16 protein-coding genes are annotated in these 18124 nt (G+C 71.9%); 11 read left to right on the forward strand and 5 right to left on the reverse strand.

From position 1 onward, the window contains the following. Positions 1–22 precede the first annotated feature (22 nt). Both MXD95_RS09945 and MXD95_RS09950 read right to left on the reverse strand, forming a co-directional pair. Positions 23–856 carry an undecaprenyl-diphosphate phosphatase gene (locus MXD95_RS09945; RefSeq protein ID WP_250640272.1) on the reverse strand — a complete coding sequence of 278 codons (834 nt, stop codon included), beginning with the start codon at positions 854–856 and terminating at the stop codon, positions 23–25. Between the two features lie 142 nt (positions 857–998). After that, a complete protein-coding gene (locus MXD95_RS09950; RefSeq protein ID WP_250640273.1) occupies positions 999–1850 on the reverse strand; it encodes a COG4705 family protein in 852 nt (283 codons plus the stop codon). 273 nt (positions 1851–2123) lie between these two features. Between MXD95_RS09950 and MXD95_RS09955 the strand changes: the two genes are divergently transcribed. The 3 genes from MXD95_RS09955 (at position 2124) to MXD95_RS09965 (ending at position 4866) form a co-directional block, all read left to right on the forward strand. Continuing rightward, on the forward strand, positions 2124–3572 hold the full coding sequence (locus tag MXD95_RS09955; RefSeq protein WP_250640274.1) for a M20/M25/M40 family metallo-hydrolase: 1449 nt from the start codon (positions 2124–2126) through the stop codon (positions 3570–3572). 331 nt (positions 3573–3903) lie between these two features. Next, on the forward strand, positions 3904–4365 hold the full coding sequence (locus MXD95_RS09960; protein WP_250640275.1) for an NUDIX hydrolase: 462 nt from the start codon (positions 3904–3906) through the stop codon (positions 4363–4365). Positions 4366–4437: 72 nt separating this feature from the next. Continuing rightward, a complete protein-coding gene (locus MXD95_RS09965; RefSeq protein WP_308301474.1) occupies positions 4438–4866 on the forward strand; it encodes a winged helix-turn-helix transcriptional regulator in 429 nt (142 codons plus the stop codon). Positions 4867–4891: 25 nt separating this feature from the next. Here the strand turns inward: MXD95_RS09965 and MXD95_RS09970 are convergent, their stop codons facing one another. Beyond that, positions 4892–5524 (reverse strand): LUD domain-containing protein, encoded by a 633-nt coding sequence (locus MXD95_RS09970; protein WP_250640276.1) that lies wholly within the window; start codon positions 5522–5524, stop codon positions 4892–4894. Between the two features lie 452 nt (positions 5525–5976). On the opposite strand from MXD95_RS09970, the gene MXD95_RS09975 reads away from it, so the two are divergent. After that, positions 5977–7137, forward strand: coding sequence for a DegT/DnrJ/EryC1/StrS family aminotransferase (locus MXD95_RS09975; protein WP_250640277.1), 1161 nt, complete (start codon positions 5977–5979; stop codon positions 7135–7137). A gap of 11 nt (positions 7138–7148) precedes the next feature. On the opposite strand, the gene MXD95_RS09980 is transcribed toward MXD95_RS09975, so the two are convergent. Beyond that, the gene (locus MXD95_RS09980; protein WP_250640278.1) at positions 7149–8387 is read right to left on the reverse strand and encodes an IS110 family RNA-guided transposase; all 1239 of its coding nucleotides are present in this window, start codon (positions 8385–8387) and stop codon (positions 7149–7151) included. 248 nt (positions 8388–8635) lie between these two features. On the opposite strand from MXD95_RS09980, the gene MXD95_RS09985 reads away from it, so the two are divergent. The 7 genes from MXD95_RS09985 (at position 8636) to MXD95_RS10015 (ending at position 17829) form a co-directional block, all read left to right on the forward strand. Then, the gene (locus MXD95_RS09985) at positions 8636–9418 is read left to right on the forward strand and encodes an ABC transporter permease (RefSeq protein WP_250640279.1); all 783 of its coding nucleotides are present in this window, start codon (positions 8636–8638) and stop codon (positions 9416–9418) included. Between the two features lie 73 nt (positions 9419–9491). Further along, on the forward strand, positions 9492–9656 hold the full coding sequence (locus MXD95_RS09990) for a hypothetical protein (RefSeq protein WP_250640280.1): 165 nt from the start codon (positions 9492–9494) through the stop codon (positions 9654–9656). A gap of 169 nt (positions 9657–9825) precedes the next feature. After that, positions 9826–10476: a DUF4232 domain-containing protein gene (locus tag MXD95_RS09995; protein WP_250640281.1), complete on the forward strand. Its 651-nt coding sequence runs from the start codon at positions 9826–9828 to the stop codon at positions 10474–10476. A gap of 92 nt (positions 10477–10568) precedes the next feature. Then, entirely contained in the window at positions 10569–11996 is a 1428-nt protein-coding gene (locus MXD95_RS10000) for a CoA transferase (protein WP_250640282.1), read from the forward strand. 348 nt (positions 11997–12344) lie between these two features. Continuing rightward, complete coding sequence (locus tag MXD95_RS10005) at positions 12345–12794, forward strand: hypothetical protein (RefSeq protein ID WP_250640283.1); 450 nt, start codon at positions 12345–12347, stop codon at positions 12792–12794. A gap of 242 nt (positions 12795–13036) precedes the next feature. Beyond that, entirely contained in the window at positions 13037–16363 is a 3327-nt protein-coding gene (locus MXD95_RS10010) for a helix-turn-helix transcriptional regulator (RefSeq protein ID WP_250640284.1), read from the forward strand. Continuing rightward, entirely contained in the window at positions 16360–17829 is a 1470-nt protein-coding gene (locus MXD95_RS10015) for a caspase family protein (protein WP_250640285.1), read from the forward strand. The genes MXD95_RS10010 and MXD95_RS10015 overlap by 4 nt, the downstream gene beginning before the upstream one ends. Here the strand turns inward: MXD95_RS10015 and MXD95_RS10020 are convergent. Then, positions 17819–18094: a hypothetical protein gene (locus MXD95_RS10020; RefSeq protein WP_250640286.1), complete on the reverse strand. Its 276-nt coding sequence runs from the start codon at positions 18092–18094 to the stop codon at positions 17819–17821. The two genes, MXD95_RS10015 and MXD95_RS10020, sit on opposite strands and share 11 nt — an antisense overlap. Positions 18095–18124: the final 30 nt, after the last annotated feature.

Raw genomic sequence — 18124 nt, forward strand, 5'->3', positions numbered from 1 at the left:
ACCAGCCCGGATGTCCGGGCCGTCAGGCGCTCAGCGCGCCGGTGGAGAGCAGGCCGACGAGGGCGACGGCGACGAGGAGTCGGTAGCCGACGAAGGCGTCGAAGGTGTGCTGGGCGACGAACTTGAGCAGCCAGGCGATCGAGGCATACGCGACGACGAACGAGACGAGGGTGCCCACGGCCAGCGGCGTCGCCGAGACTCCGCCGCCGACGGCGTCCTTCAGTTCATAAAGCCCGGCCCCGGTGAGGGCGGGAATGGACAGGAAGAACGAAAGTCTGGTTGCGGCCACACGGTCCAGGTCGCGAATGAGGCTGGTGGAAATGGTGGCACCGGAGCGGGAGAAGCCGGGGAACAGCAGGGCGAGGATCTGCGACGATCCGACGACCATCGCGTCGGACATGCTGATGTCGTCCTCGCCGCGTTTGTGCCGGCCGAAACGGTCGGCGAACCACATCAGCCCACTTCCGGCCACCAGCGACGCGGCAACCACCCACAGGGACGCGAGCGGCCCGTCGATGAGCGGTTTGGCGGCGACGCCGACCAGGACGACCGGAATCGTCGCGTAGATGACCCACCAGGTGAAATGGTAGTCGTGCTGGCGTGCCTCGGGATTGCGCAGACCCTGGAACCAGGCGGTGACCAGCCGGCGAATGTCGCTGAAGAAGTAGACGAGCACGGCGGCGATTGCCCCGACCTGGATCACGGCGGTGAACCCGACCACCGCCTTGTCGTCCACCTGGATGCCCAGCAGGCCCTCGGTGATCTTCAGGTGGCCGGTCGAGGAGACCGGGAGGAACTCGGTCAGGCCCTCGACGATGCCGAGGAGCACGGCCTGGCCGACGCTGATGGCACTCACGTGATCGATACCTTCGGAGATCCAGGCGCGGGACGGGCCCGCGCGGTCGGTGGGCAGGGCGGGTGGTCTGGTGCAGAACCGCACAGTAGAACACCGTGCGTATGCGCTGAAGCCGCGGGTCGGCCCAGGGCCGTCGCCCTGGTCATCCCCGAGCGGCCCCGCGCCGTCCGTCAGCGCCGGCGGTCGCTCCCGCTGGCTCGGCCGGTCGCGCGGTTTCGGCCGGCGTGACGAGCCGGGGGCGTTGGACGTCCGCGCGGGTACGGGCGACGTGGGCGACCAGCGCGACGATGAGCAGGCCCGCAAGGGCGCTGACGGTGCCGTCCCCGAGCCCGAGGCCATGGCGGACGGGCGGCTTGCCGAGCCAGTCGGCGAACGATGCCCCCAACGGACGGGTCACCACGTAGGCGGCCCAGAACGTGGCGACCTCGCCCAGGCCGCACCATCGCCGGGCGACCACCGGCACCAGGATGATCCCGGTGAAGACCAGCGCGGACGCCAGGTAGCCGAGGTGCAGCGTGTCCGCGGTCAGGTCGCCCAGAGCGGTGCCCAGCGCGAACGTCGCTAGCACCGTCGTCCAGTAGTAGTACTCGCGCCGGCGGGTGACGATCGAGTGGATCGACAGAGTGCCCTCGGTGTGGTGCCAGCGCCAGAGCACCGCGGCGAGCGCCAGGGCGTAGAACACCGTTGAGCCGACGTGCCCGATCGGCAGCCCGTCGGCGGCCATCGTCCCGAACACGGCCAGCATCACCACCGCGAACCAGTAGACCGGCGCCCGGTAGCGCCGGCACCGCAGCTGCAGCCACAGCGTGCCGGCGAACCCGACGCTCCCGACCGCCGCCGCGAGAACCAGGTTCACCGAGGCCAGAAAGTCGGCGGTGGCCTCACCCATTCCGGTCGACAGGATCTTTATTGCCCAGAACAGGCCGGTGATCTCGGGGACCTTCGCGGCGAGAGGGTGCCGGTCGGGGAGCAGGCGGTGGGCGGACGACCGCATGGGAAGCCTTCCAGGGATGGGTACGAGTGGCCGCGGTCAGGACATCACCGCAGCCGTGTGAGGACGGTGTGAGTTCCCGCGCGGGTATCCGTCCGCGCGTGCGCGCGGAAGGTCCCGGGCGTCCGGGCGGTGGGCTCCGGAATGCGTGGCCGCAACGCGTGGCCGCAACGTGTGGGGGAGGTGGGCTCGGGCGGCTCCGGACAAGTGGGCCGTGGGCGTGTCCGGGCGAGCGTCGGGGACCGACCGGGTGGAGGCGGTCCGTAGGATCAGCGGGTGCCTGACAGCCATCCGCCCCAGGAGGACCCCACCGTTTCCCGCGGCCCCGCGGCCTTGCCGCACGCGGCGGCGCCAGCCCGGGAAGAGCTGCTGGGCGGCCTGGGCGCATACGTCGACGCGAGCCGGCCGGAGTTCGAGCGGCGTCTCGCCGAGCTCGTCGGCATCCCCGGGGTGAGCGCCGATCCGGCGCACGCCGGTGACCTCGCCCGTACCGCCGAACATGCGGCGACGCTGCTGCGGGACGCGGGTCTGTCGGCGCGGATCGTGCCAACCGCCGGCTACCCGGTCGTCGTCGGCGAGCACCTCGCTGGCACGGGCCTGCCGACCGTCACGATCTACAACCATCTGGACGTCCAGCCCGCCGATCCGGACGAATGGCACACCGAGCCGTTTCGGCTGGCCATCGCGGGCGACCGGTACGCCGGGCGGGGCAGCACCGACGACAAGGGCCCGGCGCTGACCGCCCTACAGGCCGCGCAGTTCGCCGTCGGACGGGGATGGCCGGTCAACATCCGGTTCGTCTGGGAGACCGAGGAGGAGATCGGCAGCCCGAACTTCGAGGCGTTCGTGCGCGCCGAACTACCCAGGCTCGCCACCGACGTCGTGCTGGTCTCGGACTCGATCTGGATCGCCGCCGACCGCCCGGCGATCGACTACGGCCTGCGCGGCCTGGTCACCTTCGAGGTCACCGTCACCACCGGACGCAACGACACCCACTCCGGTCTCACCGGCGGTCCCGCCCGTAATCCGCTCGCCGAGCTTGCCGGCATCATCGCCGAATGCGTCGACCCGGTGACCGGACGGGTGCTCATCCCCGGCTTCGCCGACGCCGTCGCCCCTGTCACCGACGACGAGCTCGACGGCTTCGTCGCCTCCGGTTTCGACGTCGACACGTTCATGGCCGCCCACGGCCTGACCTCGCTACGCACCACCGACACCCGCGAGGTCGTGCGCCGGATCATGGCCGAACCGACCTTCGAGGTCCACGGCCTGGTCGGCGGCTACACCGGCCCCGGCGTGAAGACCGTCGTCCCGCCGCGGGCGACGGCGAAGCTCAGCGCCCGGCTCGTCCCGCACCAGGATCCCCACGCCGTGTTCGCGCTGGTCCGCGACTTCATCACGGCCCGTCATCCGGATGCCGTCCTCGAGCTCGAGGCCGCGATGCCGCCCTACCTCGGGCCCCGCACCGGGCCTTACGCCGAGGCCGCGGCCGACGCCGTCGAGTACGCCTTCGGCCGCCGCCCCGCGTTCGTCCGCGAGGGCGGCTCCATCGGCGCCGTGCTCACCATGAACGAACACCTGGGCGCGCCCGTGATCCTCACGGGCCTCAGCCTGCCCAGCCACGGTTACCACGCCCCGAACGAGCACTACGACTGGACCCAGACCGCCGGCGGCATCCGCATGTTCGCCCACTACCTCGCCCACCTGACCAGCCTGACCGCATAGCCCCCCGGACCGCACATCCTCGCGGTGGCCAACCTGTCCTCTCCCGTCCGCTCACCGGTCGAGATCAGACGGCAGCGACGAACTCGTCCTCTCGGCGCCGCCGTGCGCGGACGGTTCACGAAGCTCGCCGGCACGGCGATCGCGCCGGACCGGCGGGTCCAGCGTGCGAAGATCCTGCCTGCTCACGAGTCGTCTGGTGGCCATCATCGCCTGCCTGGGCCGGTGGCCTTTGGCGCGTCGGGTGCCGGGCAGAGCACGCCATGGAAGGGCGGCGACGCGGCTGGCGAGTCACCTGCGGCCGGGTTCGGACGGTCGCTGCTAGTCTTTCCCCGTGTCAGAACGCACCGGTTTTCCGCTTAGCCAGCGCGATTTCGACGCCATCTACAGCAGAGTGCCGCGGCTGTGCGTCGAAGTGGTGGTTTCCGGTCCGGCCGGTGTGCTGCTGACAAAACGGGACATCGAGCCCTGCCGGGGGCAGTGGCACCTGCCGGGGGGCACGGTGTTCTTCGGCGAGTCGCTGCCGGCGGCGGTGGAGCGGGTGGCCGCGCGGGAGCTCGGGGCGGCGGTCACGGTGGGCGCCCTGCTCGGCTACATCGAATATCCGTTGATGGCGGCGGCGGGCTACCGGGGCTGGCCGATCGGCGTCGCGTTCGAGGCAACGCTGGTAGGTGGCCAACCGGTCGGCAGCGACGAGGGCCGCGAGGTCGGCTGGTTCGGCGAGATCCCGCCGAACACCCTCACCGAACAGGCCGACTTCCTACGACGCCGCGCGCTGTGGGCCGCGCAGGCCTGAACCATCCCGATACATCCGGGGAGAAACGTAGAGTACGTCGCAGGCGGGTGACGCGGGGTGCGGGAGGTGGCTGTGGCAGTAGCCGAGAACCGGCGCCGGTACAGCAGCGAGGAGCTGTCCGCGCTGCGGGTGGTGCAGCCGGTGGCGGATGCGGACTGTCGCGTCCGGGCTGTGATGGACCGGGTCGGCGACAAGTGGTCGGTGGCCGTGGTCAACGAGATCAGCGGCGGCCCCCGGCGTTTCTCCGAGATCAAACGGTGCCTGCCCGGCATCAACCAGCGGATGCTCACGAGCACGCTGCGGGTGCTGGAGCGGGACGGGCTGGTGACCCGCACCGTGTATCCGGAGGTGCCGCCCAGGGTGGACTACGAGCTGACCGAGATGGGCCGGGCGATGCTGGACACCGTGTCATCCTTGCTGCACTGGGCCCAGCGCAACGTCGACGGCATCGACAGGGCCCGGCGGCGCTACGACGCCCGCCGGGCCCCGGCCGAAGGCTGACTCAGGACGTCCTGAGCCAGGGTGCTCAGAAGCCGATGGTCTCGCGGACGAGAACGACGACGCCGCGGTCCGGGAACGCCTCGCGCTCCAGGATCAGGAACCGGCCGAGAAACGACGGCTGGTTGTAGAGGTCGGTCAGCCGCTGGAACTCCCGGGGCAGGCTGTACGTACGGATGCGGCGCAGGGCGGTCGGTACGTCGGCCACGATCTTCTGCGAGCCGACCACCCAGATAGCCCGCCGCGCACCCGACGCGTACGGCGCGAACTGGCTGCCACTGGCCGAGCCGACGACCAGTGACCCGTCCTCGGTCACCGCGTGCACGCTGCCGACGACCACGTCGGGGCTGGCCCCGAGCCGGATCGTCGCGTAAACGTCATCGCTGGGCGCGGGAGCGTTCGCCCGCACCGAGGTGTATTTCCCGGACTCGTCGATGTCGGCGAGGATGCCGGAAATGCGCAGCGTCTCGCTGGAGGCGGTGAAGATGCTCTGGCCGTCGGTCGGCAGCAGCTCGCCGACAAGCTCGCGGGCCTGCTCGACAGTGTCGACAACGTGCACGGTGTAGCCGTGTTCCTGCAGGGCGGCAACGGCCCGGTCGAGCTGCTCGGTGCCGGCCGGCAGGGAGAACGTCTCGTCGAGAGGTGGGGCTTCGACGGTCATCGTCGTCCTTTCGGAGCGCGGGGATCAGGTGGAGGATGGTGCGGGCCTGCATGTGCGTTCCTCGAGTCTGGGTGACGTCGCGGAGCCATGGAAGAGGGCACTTTTTTCTGCCTTGGTGTGTTGGAGGGAACCATCGGCACCGCATCATCCATAAAATGATCATGGATGCGTCGGTGGGGTGTTCTAGGGGGAGGCTACGGGGCTGACGCTCGCGTCAGGGCCCAGATAGCCTGCGTCGGTAGGTTTTTTCTTTCTGGTTCGCTGGCCGGAAGACCGGTTTCTCGGCCGTACGGCGGTGGCCGTGATGAAGCGGCGAAAATGGCGCGTGGCCCGGATCCCAGAACTTTCGGCTCGCGCCGACGGTAGCTCCTTGCAAAGTCCCGATTGTTGTCCCGGTCCGTGCGGAAAACACCGCGGAAACGAGGAGAGAAACAGTGGGTACTGTGCCGGTCATGAGATCGCAACTGCCGGTCTGGCCGCAGTATGACGACACCGAGCGGGTCGGTCTGTTGCGCGCGCTCGAACAGGGTCAGTGGTGGCGGATGGGGGGCAGCGAGGTCGACGAGTTCGAGGCGGAGTTCACCCGCTACCACGGCGGTTCGCATGGGCTCGCCGTTACCAACGGCACGCATGCACTGGAGCTGGCCCTGCAGGTCCTCGGGGCCGGTCCGGGCACGGAGGTGATTGTCCCGGCGTTCACCTTCATCTCGTCGTCACAGGCGGCACAGCGGCTCGGGGCCGTCGCGGTTCCGGTCGACATCGACCCCGTCACCTACAACATCGACCCCACTGCCGTAGCCGCCGCGATCAGCTCGCGGACCGCGGCCATCATGCCGGTGCACATCGCCGGTGAGGTCGCGGACATGGATGTGCTCGCGAAGATCTCCGCGGACACCGGAGTTCCGCTGGTGCAGGACGCCGCGCACGCGCACGGCGCGCGTTGGCAGGGACGCCGGATCGGGGAGCTGGGCACCGTCGCCGCGTTCAGCTTCCAGAACGGCAAGCTCATGACCGCCGGGGAAGGCGGTGCCGTGCTCTTTCCGGACGCCGCACTGCGGGCGGACGCCTTTCTTCGGCACAGCTGCGGCCGTCCCCCCACCGACAGGTACTACTTCCACCAGACATCCGGCTCGAACTTCCGCCTCAACGAGTTCTCCGCGGCGGTTCTGCGCGCCCAACTGCGGCGTCTTGACGGGCAGATCGACACCCGCGAGCAGCGCTGGCCGGTGCTGTCCAGATTGCTCAGCGAGATTGCCGGAGTCGTCCCGCAGGGACGTGACCCGCGCTGCGACCGGCGGCCACACTACATGGCGATGTTCCGGGTGCCGGGCCTGACCGAACAGCGGCGCAACGAACTTGTCGACCGGCTGGTGGCAAGCGGTCTTCCGGCGTTCGCCGCCTTCCGCGTCGTGTACCGCTCCGACGGTTTCTGGGAGACCGGAGCACCCCAGACATCCGTCGAGGAGCTGGCACGGCGGTGCCCGAACGCGGAGGCGCTCAGCGCCGATGGCGTCTGGCTGCACCACCGCACGCTGCTGGCCACCGAGGCACAGGTGCACGAGGTCGCCGAGATCATCAGCTGGGCGGTCGGTGAGATCCGGGCCGGGCGATGAGTTGCCCTGTGTCAAGCCGCCGCTTGTTGATTTTGGTTGATGAGTGCTTGCAGGGCTCCGTGGGCGGCGGGGTTGTAGGGAACGTTGTCGTGCCAGCAGCGCCAGATGACGTTCACCCACGCACGGGCGAGGACCCGGACGGCGTGAGGATGGTCGTGGCCTCGGTCTCGGGCGCGTTGGTAGAGAGCAGCGGCCCAGGGGTTCGCGTGGCGGGAGTCGCCGGCGAAGTCGCACAGGGCGTCGCGGAGCTGTTTGTCCGCTCCCCAGCGGAACGTGACGGCTTTGACCTTGCCGGACTGGCGGGTCGACGGTGCGACGCCGGCCAGGCAAGCCAGGGAGTCGGGGGTGGGGAACCGGCCGCGGGCGTCCCCGATCTCGGCGAGCAGCCGGGCGGCGCGGACTTTGCCCGAGCGGGGCAGGGACGTGAAGACGAGGCCGTCGGGGTGGAGTTCGAGTTGTTCCGCGATCCGTCCAGCCAGGATGTCGATCTGGGTGTTGAGAGCGCGCAGGGTCGTGACGTAGGCGAGGGTGACGGCGGCGTCGACGGGGTCGTGGTCGCCGGTGTCGCCGTCGGGCGCGCTGGTCAGGCGGGTGTAGAGGGTCTGTGCGGGGGTGCGGCCGCTGTAGCGGGCGGCGTGCGGCCAGGCGGCCAGCCGCTTGACCGACAGCCAGCTGGCCTGGGCCTGGGTGGTGAACCGTTCGAGGAACCGCAGGCTGATGTCGGAGTCGATCTCGGAGAACAGGCCGGCCGCGCCGGGGAACACGACCTGCGGGTGGGCGCGGAGCTGGTTGGCGACCGCGACCCGGTGGGCGACGAGGTTCCGGCGGGCGCGGACGCTACGGCGCAGCGCGGTTGTCTGGCCGGTGTCGCGGACGAGCGGGCGCAGCCGGCGGCGGTCGGTGCGCACGACGTCGGCCAGGACGTAGGCGTCGAACCGGTCGTCCTTGTTCCCCGCCGACCCGTAGCGGGACCGCAGGTTCTTCAACTGGCCGGGTGGGATCACGAACACCGTCAGCTCGGCCTGGCGCAACGCGGCGACGACCGGCCCGTCGGGGCGTTCGATCCCGACCTCGGTCACGCCGCGTTTCAGCAGCCGCTTGACCATGTTCTTCAACCCGGCGGCGTCGTGGGAGACCGCGAACCGGTCGAGGACCTCTCCGTCGGCGTCGACGACCGCGACGGCGTGGTCGTCTTTGGCCCAGTCCACGCCGCCACAGACACGCGGTGTCGGGATCGGGTCGATACTCATCTGTGTCTCCTCGCTGTTGCACCAGTGGGAAGACACCCGGTGGTCCTGGGACACCGCAGCCGGTCGCTCACTGATCGGCGCTCGATGGCGCGCAGCCCTGTAGCCAGTCGGGGTGTCCTGGGCCACCGGGCCTCGCGGAACTCATCGCGGACCTTCACGGTCGAGCGAGCAGGGCGATGGCCCGGTGGGGACCAGGGGCGTGTCCGAACCCTCTCAGTTGCCGGTTCGGACACTTGGATGGTGGACCAGTGAGCACCCTGACCTACGACCTCGTCGACTCCCGGATCATGGTCAGTCGCTGCCTGCGCCGGTCGTGGCGCGACCCCGAGGCGTTCTTCACGGCGCTGATGCTGCCGATCATCCTGATGCTGCTGTTCGTCTACGTCTTCGGCGGCGCGCTGCGCGACCAGGGGCCGTACGTCGACTACGTGGTGCCCGGGCTGATCGTGCTGTGTGCCGGGTTCGGCGCGGGGACGACCGCGGTGGCCCTGGCCACCGACATGGCCGGCGGCATCGTGGACCGGTTCCGCTCGATGCCGATCCGCGCGTCGGCGATCCTGCTCGGCCAGGTCGCGGCGAGCCTGACCCGCAACCTGCTCGCGACCGCCCTGGTCATCGGCGTGGGCCTGGGCATCGGCTGGCGCCCGACGACCTCGGTCTGGCACTGGCTCGGCGCCGTCGGCATGATCGTGCTGTTCATTCTGGCGCTGTCCTGGCTCGCCGCGGCGGTCGGGCTGCTCGCGGGCGGCCCGGAGGCGGCGAACTCGTTCACCTTCGTGCTGATGTTCCTGCCTTACGTGAGCACCGCGTTCGTCCCGACCCACACGATGCCGAGCGTCCTGCGGGGCTTCGCCGCGAACCAGCCGTTCACCCCGATCATCGAGACCATGCGCGGCCTGTGGATGGGCCACACCTCCACCGGCGCGTCGCTGGGCCACGAGGCACTGATCGCCCTCGCCTGGTCCCTCGGCATCCTCGCCGTCTCCTGGCTCGCCGCCACCCACCTGTTCCGCCGCGGCACCGCCCACTGAGCGCTGCCCGGCGAAGATGCGGAAGAACGGAGACCGCCGGACCCGGATTGTTCGGCGACCGGACAACGACGTGGTGCCCGACGATCAGGACGAGGCTCCTGCCGACCTCGTGCTGCGGAACTCCGGTCTCGAGGGCGTGACGCGCATCCTCGAATCGGTCGCGTCCGAGGGGGCCGACTGGATTCGCCACGACCAGGAACGTCGAGAGCGATGGGCGAGCCGCCTGTTCGCCCGATGATGAGGTGACACATGGCGGACAGGCTGGCTGTCAGGTAGCAGATTCTCGGCGGGCGAGGGGTCACCTACAGTCATGATTGTTCCGTTCCGGCTGTCCGGCACGGGGCCATCCTCGGTGCCCGCGGGTGGCGAGTGCGGTGGGCCGCGTGGCCCGGGAAACGGAGTGGATCATGCGGCGTGTGGCGCGAGTGGCCGTCGTTCCGACGGTGCTGGTCGTGGCCCTGGGCCTGGCTGCCTGCGACGGAAAGTCCGGCTCGTCGCGGCATGCCAGGTCGTCGGCGGGGCGCAGTGGTGCCGTGCACGCGGCCAGCGCCGGTTCGGGATCCTCGTCAGGGTCATCAGGATCCTCGGCGGCTGGTGGGAGCACGCGGTCGACCGCGAGCGCGCGGCCCGTGTCCGGTGCTGTCAGGCCGTGCGCGGCGCAGGCCGTGACGGTGACACTCGGGTCGTCGTCCGTCGTCGAGGGCGACCAGCGCGAGCGGCAGGTACGGCTGACCAACCGCTCGTCCCGGCGCTGCACGGTGAGCGGCTATCCGGGCGTGAGCCTGGTCGCTCGGGATGGAGCCGGCTGGGACGTCGTGCGCTCCCCGCTGGTGCGGCCGAGCCGAATCACCCTCGCGCCGGGGGCCGCGGCGCACGCCTCCCTGCACTATCTTCCCGCGAACGTCGGCGAGCCCGGTGGGTTCGACGCGACGCGCATCCAGGTCACGCCACCCGACACGTTCACCACGACCACCCTGCCCTGGGACGGCGGCCCGCTGCTCGACCAGTCCGGCGCCACCCACCCGGGTACCTACCTGACGGCCCTGACCGCCGGATAGCGGCGCGGCGAGTACCCCACGGCTGGTGGCGGGGGAAGGATGGAACTCCTGCGCGATCAGCCCGGCGAGGAAGAGGTTGCGAGCGGCCAGGGGTGCGGGAGACTGGACGGGTGCCTGATGCCTGGCTTTCCGCGACGCTGCCGGTGCTGGATCTGGCCATGATGTCGGTGGAGGCGGTGCGGCGGGCCGCCGTCCGGGCCGGGGCCACCGGGCGGGTCGTGGACGCGCCGCTGGATCTGGAGCGGGTCGCCGCGACGTTCGGCAGCGAGCGTCTGTTCCGTGACGGCGCAGCCCGTGCGTCCGCGTTCGCCCCGCTGTCCGGCTTCTACCGGGCCGCGGACGGTTACCTGCGCACGCACGCGAACTACCCGCATCATCGGGACCGGCTCCTGGGCCTCCTCGGTCTCGTCGACGCCGACCGGGAGGCCGCAGCGAAGGCCATCGCGGGCCGGTCGGCCGCCGAGCTTGAGGAAGAGGCGGCGCGGGTCGGCGCCATCGCCGTCCGGGTGCGCGGCGAGGCCGAGTGGCGGTCCTCGGCACCGGGCCAGGCCGCTGCCACAGGTCCCCTCGTGCGGGTCACCGAACGCGACGACGTCTGGGGCGAGGGTCCGCGTGAAAGCGGCGGCACCCGCCGCGGTGGCGGCGTTCGCCGGGAGGTCACCGATGGCCGCTGCGCCGCCTCGGTCGGCGGTGCCTTCGGCGGCGGTGCCAGCTCCAGCCCGCAGGCCGTTGCCGGCGCCAGCCCAGATGCTCGCGGCTCAGGCGCTGCCGGTGCTGACGGCGGCACGCGGCCGCTCGCGGGAGTGCGGGTCCTCGACCTGACCCGGGTCCTGGCCGGGCCGGTCGCCGGACGCACCCTGGCGCTGCTCGGCGCGGACGTCCTGCGCCTCGACCCGAAGCAACCGGCGGAGATCGGCTGGCAGCACCTGGACACCGGGCAGGGCAAACGCACCGCACTGCTGGACCTGCGGACCGACCTGCCTCGCGCGCAGACACTGCTCGCCCAGGCCGACGTGCTGCTCACCGGCTACCGGCCCGGCGCGATCGAGGCCTTCGAGGCCCGCGGCCTGCGCATCCCGGCGGGGATCGTCCGCGCCCGGATCAACGCCTGGGGAGACGCGGGCCCGTGGGCGGGGCGGCGCGGGTTCGACTCGATCGTCCAGGCCGCGTCCGGCATCGCGCTGATCGAGAGCGCCGACGATGAGACGCCCGGCGCTCTGCCCGCCCAGGCCCTCGACCACGCCACCGGCTACCTGCTCGCCGCCGGCATCATCGACGCGCTCACCGCCCGCGCCGCCGACGGCCACGGCCGCGACGTCCTCGCCCCCCTCGCCCGCACCGCCACCTGGCTGCTCGACGCCCCCGGCCGCGACCCCCACCACCTGCCGGCCGCCCAGCCGTCGGCGAACGCGGCCGTCACCCACGGCGACCGCACCACGGCCCGCCCGGCCATCCCCGGTTTCGACGACTACCCCCACCCAGCCCATCCGTGGGGCAGCGACGAGCCGTCGTTCTCCTGAGCTCGACAGGCGTAGGGGCAGGCGCGGATGCATCGGGAGCGCCGTGTTCGGTCGGCTCCGGTCGGCTCCGGTCGGCTCCGGTCGGCTCCGGTCGGGGGCGGCAGTCGGCTGGCGATCTTCCCTGATCAGGTGGGCACCGGACGACGGCCCTGCCGGGCCGAGGGCGCAACGGCGGCTCCAAGGCGGTGCGGTCCAGCGGCCTAGGGATTTCTCCGGGTGCCGCCGCGGGGATGCGGGGTGGGTCGACCACGCTGGTCGGGGAGTTTTCCGAATACCCGAAACTGACCGTCGGAAATAGCCTGGATACCAGCACGGGAAAGGGCCCGTGCCTCACGAGAAGAGGGCACCATGAACGCCTCCGATGCGCGGATCGCGGCCATCTATACGGCCCAGCCGGGCGGTATCGTCAAGAGCCTGACGCCGAATGCAGGGTCTCCCAAGTTGACCACCTTCGACCTGATCATCCAGCTCGAGGCGGGCAACGTGCTGGGGCAGAGCCTGGCGAACTACACCCTGAACGTCACCGCCGTGAACGAGAACGCCGTTAAGGCGGAGGCCGGTCTGGTTCCGGTGGGAAACCCGTTCAAGGAGGAGTTCAATGGGCCGGTCGGGCCGGATTGGAAGCCCAGCGGGAGCGATTTCGTCCGCACTGGTGCGAGTGAGCCCACCGGCATTCTGCGCTTCAAGATCCATATTCCGGTTGACCTGACCGGTCGCTTCCACTACAACCTGGAGCTCGTGAGCGCGGGTTTCCAGGTGGTCGACCTGGCGGAGAGCGACGCGTTCCTGCTCGTCTGAGCACCTGCCCGCCTGACCGGCGAGCTGTCCGGGGGGCTCGCCGGTCAAGCCGTCCGACGGACAGGCTGCCCGGCTCGCGGATCCAGGGACGGATCGGCGAGGCGCCGGACCGTGGCGGGTGGCTCCCTGCCGCACGGTCCGGCGTGTCCGGCCCCCGGCGGGCGAAAGCGTCCCCCGGGGCCCGCCGGGGTGAGACGATGACCGCGTCGGTCCAGGCCGTCCGGGATCATCGGGGAGCTGTCGTGACGGTGGGGTTCACGTCGGCCGCCAACACCCGGTTCGTCGCGCGGGCACCGGAGCTGGCGACCCTGTCCGCCGCGCTGGCCACCGCGGCCGAGGGGACGCCGACCACTGTTCTCGTCGGGGGCGAGGGCGGTGTCGGCAAGAGCCACCTGATCCGGGAGTTCTCCCGACGGGCCCGCATGGAGGGGGTCCGCGTCCTCACCGGGGTGTGCATAGGGCTGGCCGCCGGCGAACTGCCGTACGCGCCGTTGGCGGAGATGCTGCGCGGCCTCGCGCGGGATCTCGGTGGTCAGACGGTGCGCGCGGTGGCGGGACGGGCCTACCCGGCGCTCAGCCAGGTGGTGCCCTACCTCGATGACGCCTTCGACGACACCGCCGCCGACACCATGGACCCGGCGGACGGTGCGGCCACCGCCACGACCGCCGGGACCGGCGAGCAGGCGGGGCCGGCGCCGGTGGGCCGGCTTCTGGAGGCGGTGCTGCGCCTGCTGCACCGGCTCGCCGAGCGGGCGCCGCTGCTGCTGGTCATCGAGGATCTGCAGTGGGCCGACCGCTCCACCCTGGACCTGTTGTCGTTTCTGGCCGCCACGCTCTCCCGGGAACGACTGGTGCTGGTGGCGAGCTACCGCTCCAATGATCTCGGGCCCGGCCATCCACTGCGCGGGGTACTGACCGAGCTGACCCGTTCGGGCCGCGCACTTCGGCTGGAGCTTGCCCGCTTCACCGAGGCGGAGCTGGCCACGTTTCTGACCGCCCTGGTCGGGGCGGCCCCCGGCGCCGCCCAGCTCCGCCGCATCTACGCGCTATCGGATGGCAACGCGTATTTCGCGGAGGAACTGGTGGCGGGGGGCGCGCTGGCCGAACCGACACCGGCTGACGTGCCACCGGGGCCGCCCGCGTCTGTGTCCATGTCCGCGCTCACGTCTACCTCGACCGCCGCGCCCGCGTCTGCGCCTGTGTCCGCGGCACCTGGTCTCGGAGCGGAGCCACTGCCGCTGCCGCGCTCGATCCGCGACGTCGTGCTGGCCCGGGTGGAGACTCTGACCGCCGACGCGCGCGAGGTTCTCCGCCTGATCGCGACGGCCGGCCGCACGATCCGTCACCAGCTGCTCGACACCTTGTGTGAGATGCCGCAGGAGCGGCTCACCGCGGCCCTGCGGGAGTGCGTCGCGTACCACGTGCTGGTCACGGACACCGGTAAGGGCACCTATGTGTTCCGGCATGCTGTCGGAAGGGAGGTCGTGTACGCGGACCTGCTGCCCGGCGAGCGGACCCGACTGCACGCGGCACTGGCCGAGGCACTGCGGACCCAGCCCGAGCTGGGCGCGGTCGGTGGGCCGGCGCTCGCGGCGGAGCTTGCCTACCACTGGCACGCGGCCGGTGTCCTGCCGCGGGCGCTGGCCGCGGCGGTCGTCGCCGCTGAGATGGCCGCCGACGCCTGCGCCTTCGCGGAGAGCCACCGGCAGTACACGCGCGCCCTCGCGTTGTGGCACCGGGTCGACGACCCGGTGCGGGCCGCTGGAGTCCCGCACAGTCACCTGCTGGAACGCGGCGCGGAAGCGGCCCGGTGGGCCGGCCACACCGATGTGGCGATCGCGTGGATGCTGGAACTGTCGGCGCAGCAGTCCCCGCGGCGAAGCCCCGCCGAGCGGGCCGCGCTGTGGGAGCGGCTGGGCCGCTACCGGTGGGAATCGGGGGACGGCGAGGGTTCGACCCGGGCCTACGAGCAGGCCGTCAGTCTCCTCGCCGACGAGGCGCCCAGCGGCCAGCGGGCCGGCGTGCTGGGGCGGCTCGCGACCTCCCACGTCCTCGCCGGCCGTTACTCGGTCGGACTGTCGCTGGCGACCCAGGCAGCGGATCTTGCCGCCGCGGTCGGCGCGCCGGCGGCCCGCAGTCGTGGCCTGAACATGGCGGGTGTCGCGCTGACCATGATTGGTCGCCCCGATCAGGGCGTCCGCGCGTTACGGGCCGCGTTGGAGATCGCGCTTGGCTCCGACGACGCGGAGGAGCTGCTGCGCGCCTACAGCAACCTGGGGTTCGCCCTGGAGAAGGCCGGCCGGCTCGAGGAGTCTCTGGCCGTGGCGCGCACGGGGCTCGCGCGCAGCCGGGAGCTCGGCATCGAACTGACCGGCGGGGGAGTGCTGCTGACGAACGCGGTCGCAGTCCTGTCGCTGCTCGGCCGCTGGGACGAGGCGGTCACGGCCATCACCGATGCCTTCCACCGCGACGTGCCGGTCGGCTCCGCTCTGTTCCTGCACCTGCTGGCGGCCGAGATCGACATCGGTCGCGGCCGTTTCGTGGATGCCGAGGCGCGACTGGAGGCGGCCAGGGTGTCGGCCGGGCGCGTGCGGGAGTCCCAGTTCGCCGGGCAGTGGCACGGCTGCCGCGCCGAGCTCGCAATCTGGCGCGCGGAGCACGACGTGGCGCGTGCGGCGGTGCTGGCCGGGCTGGACGCGGTCAGCGAGGACGCGCCGTTGACGCTGTACCTGTGCGCACTGGGTCTGCGCGCGGAGGCCGACCGGGTGCACCCCGGGCTGGTGGCCCGCCGCAGGTCGCCGGGGCACACCCCCGTACCGCCGGCGGTCGACCAGCAGGTGTTGGCGGAGGGCGACGACCGCGCGGGGCTGGCGCCGGCGGCGGCCGGGTTCGTCGACCGGGTGCGGGCCGTTATCCGTGACCTGCCCCCACGGCCGCTTCCGGACGTGGCCGCGCTGCACCTGCAGTGCCGGGCGGAGCAGGCTCGCGGCCGCGGCCAGGACACGCCTCGCCAGTGGGCCCGGGTGGCCGAACGATGGGAGCGTATCGGCCGCCCCGGTCCGACGGCGTACGCGCGGTGGCGGGAGGCCGCCGCCGCCCTGCGGAGCAGGGACAGCCGTGCCGGGCCGGCGCTACGGCAGGCCCACCGGCTCGCTACGGGTCTCGACGCCGCACCGCTGCGTGGAGAGATCGAGCAGCTGGCCCGCCGGGCGCGGATCGACCTGGCGGCGGGCACCGAGCGCGACGGCAGTGGCGCCGAGGCCACCTCCGTGACCGGGCTCGGCGCCGAGGTGGCCGGTCCAGGCTGCCGGGACCAGGACCGCCGGCAACCAGTCTCGGGCACGGTCGGTCCGCATCTCACCCCGCGCGAGCGCCAGGTGCTCGGGTACCTGGTCGCCGGGCACAGCAACCGGATCATCGGCCGCCGGCTGTTCATCACCGAGAAGACGGCCAGCGTGCACGTGTCCAACATCCTGGCCAAGCTCTCGGTCACCAGCCGGGGCGAGGCCGCCGCGGCGGCGCTGCGGCTCGGTCTGGCCCAGGCCGGCGCGGACGAGCAGCCACGGTGAGCGACCGGCGGCCGGCGGTGAATCCGATGGCCAACACCCACGGGCTCGTCGTCGGCATCGCCGCCTACCGGTACGTGGCAAGGCTGCCGCCCGCCGCTGTCCAGGACGCCCGGGATGTGCACGCCGTGCTGGTCGACCCGGTGCGTGGCGGGCACCGTCCGGGCAACACCCGCCTGCTCCTCGACGATGCCGCGAGCGCGCAGGCGCTGCGCGGGGAGCTCGGCGACCTCGCCCGCCGGGCCGGGCCGGACGCGACGGTGTTCATCTACCTGTCGGGGCATGGTCTTCGGGTCACTGCCGGCCAGGACGCCGGGGACTACCTGTTGCCGGTGGACGCGGTCGCCGAGTCAGGTGAGGCGCTGGCCCGCACCGCCATCTCCGGCGCGGAGTTCGGACGGGCGCTGCGCGCGCTGGCCGCCCGGCGGGTGCTGGTCGTCTTCGACTGCTGCCACGCCGGCGGCATCGGCGTGCCGAAGGCCGTCGTCGCCGGGTCCAGTGGTGCTGTCTCCAGCGATGCCGGGTCCATCGCGGCGGTATCCGACGTCGCGACGTCGGCCCCCGGCCTGTCCGAGCGGTACTACGAGGCACTGGCGGCCGGGCGGGGCCGGGCGGTGCTCGCCTCCTCACGGGAGGACGAGTCCTCGTTCGTGCTACCCGGCGCGGCCAACAGCCTGTTCACCGGGCAGCTGCTGGCCGGGCTTGCCGGCGGGGCCGCCGGCGACGACGGCCTGGTCCGGATCTTCGACCTGTTCGAGTACGTTCAGCCGCGGGTGACGGCCCGGGCATCCGCGCAGCATCCGGTCTTCAAGGCGCATCTGGAGGACAACTTCGCCGTCGCCCGCCGACCGGCCGGCGTCGCGGCGACCGGTATGGCCTCCGGCGTCGCCGCGACTCCGGCTGGTGAGACGGCCGCTGCTGCGACCGCCGCCGATCGCGGCGGGGAGGCCGGCGGGGAGCGGTCCGACGCGGTGACCCGCGAGGGCGACGGCTTCCGGCACGACGTCTACGTCAGCTATATCGACGTCGAACCGGATGCGACGTGGGTCTGGACACAGCTCGTCCCCCGGTTGGAGCGGGCCGGGCTGCGCGTGGCGGTGTCCGGTGACGTCGAGGTGCCCGGGGTCGCCCGCGTCGTCGGCGTCGAGCGCGGCGTCCGGCACAGCCGGCGCACCCTGGTGCTTCTTTCTCCCCGGTACCTGGCGGACGGCCTGGCCGAGTTCGAGAACGCGCTGGCCCAGACCCTCGGCGTCGATGAGGGGCGCTACCGCCTCGTCCCGGCCCGGATCGCCCCGATCGGCGGCGCGGCGCTGCCGCTGCGCCTGGGCATGCTCACCGCGGTGAACCTCACTGCCGGCCCCCGCCTGGAACGGGAGTTCACCCGCCTGCTGGCCGCGCTGGCGGCCCCGCTGCCACCAGCGCTCGCATCTGGCCTGCCTGGCCTGCCGGCCGGGGAGGTCAGCCGCTGATTCGCCCGCCCTTGGGGACGATGCCGCCGTCGTCCGTGCTTTCTGGGCCGGAGCCGCCTGGCTCGGCGTCGCCAGGTTCGATCGTGACTGTCGGCACCACCGCGAAGTTGACGATCAGTGTGATCCGCTGGCCGTGACTGCCCAGAACGGGAGCGGCGAGCCCCGTGCGTCCGCTCATCGCCGCGATGATTTCCGCGGTGAGCTTGTCCGTGTCGGTGTCGGCCGGCAGGTCGTAGCCGGCCGCGCCGATGACGAGTCGCGCCATGAAACCTCCTCGATGTGCCGCCCCCGAGGC

Origin of the sequence: Frankia sp. AiPa1 (assembly GCF_023243075.1) — a bacterium.
In the GTDB taxonomy this organism is placed as follows: Bacteria; Actinomycetota; Actinomycetes; order Frankiales; family Frankiaceae; genus Frankia.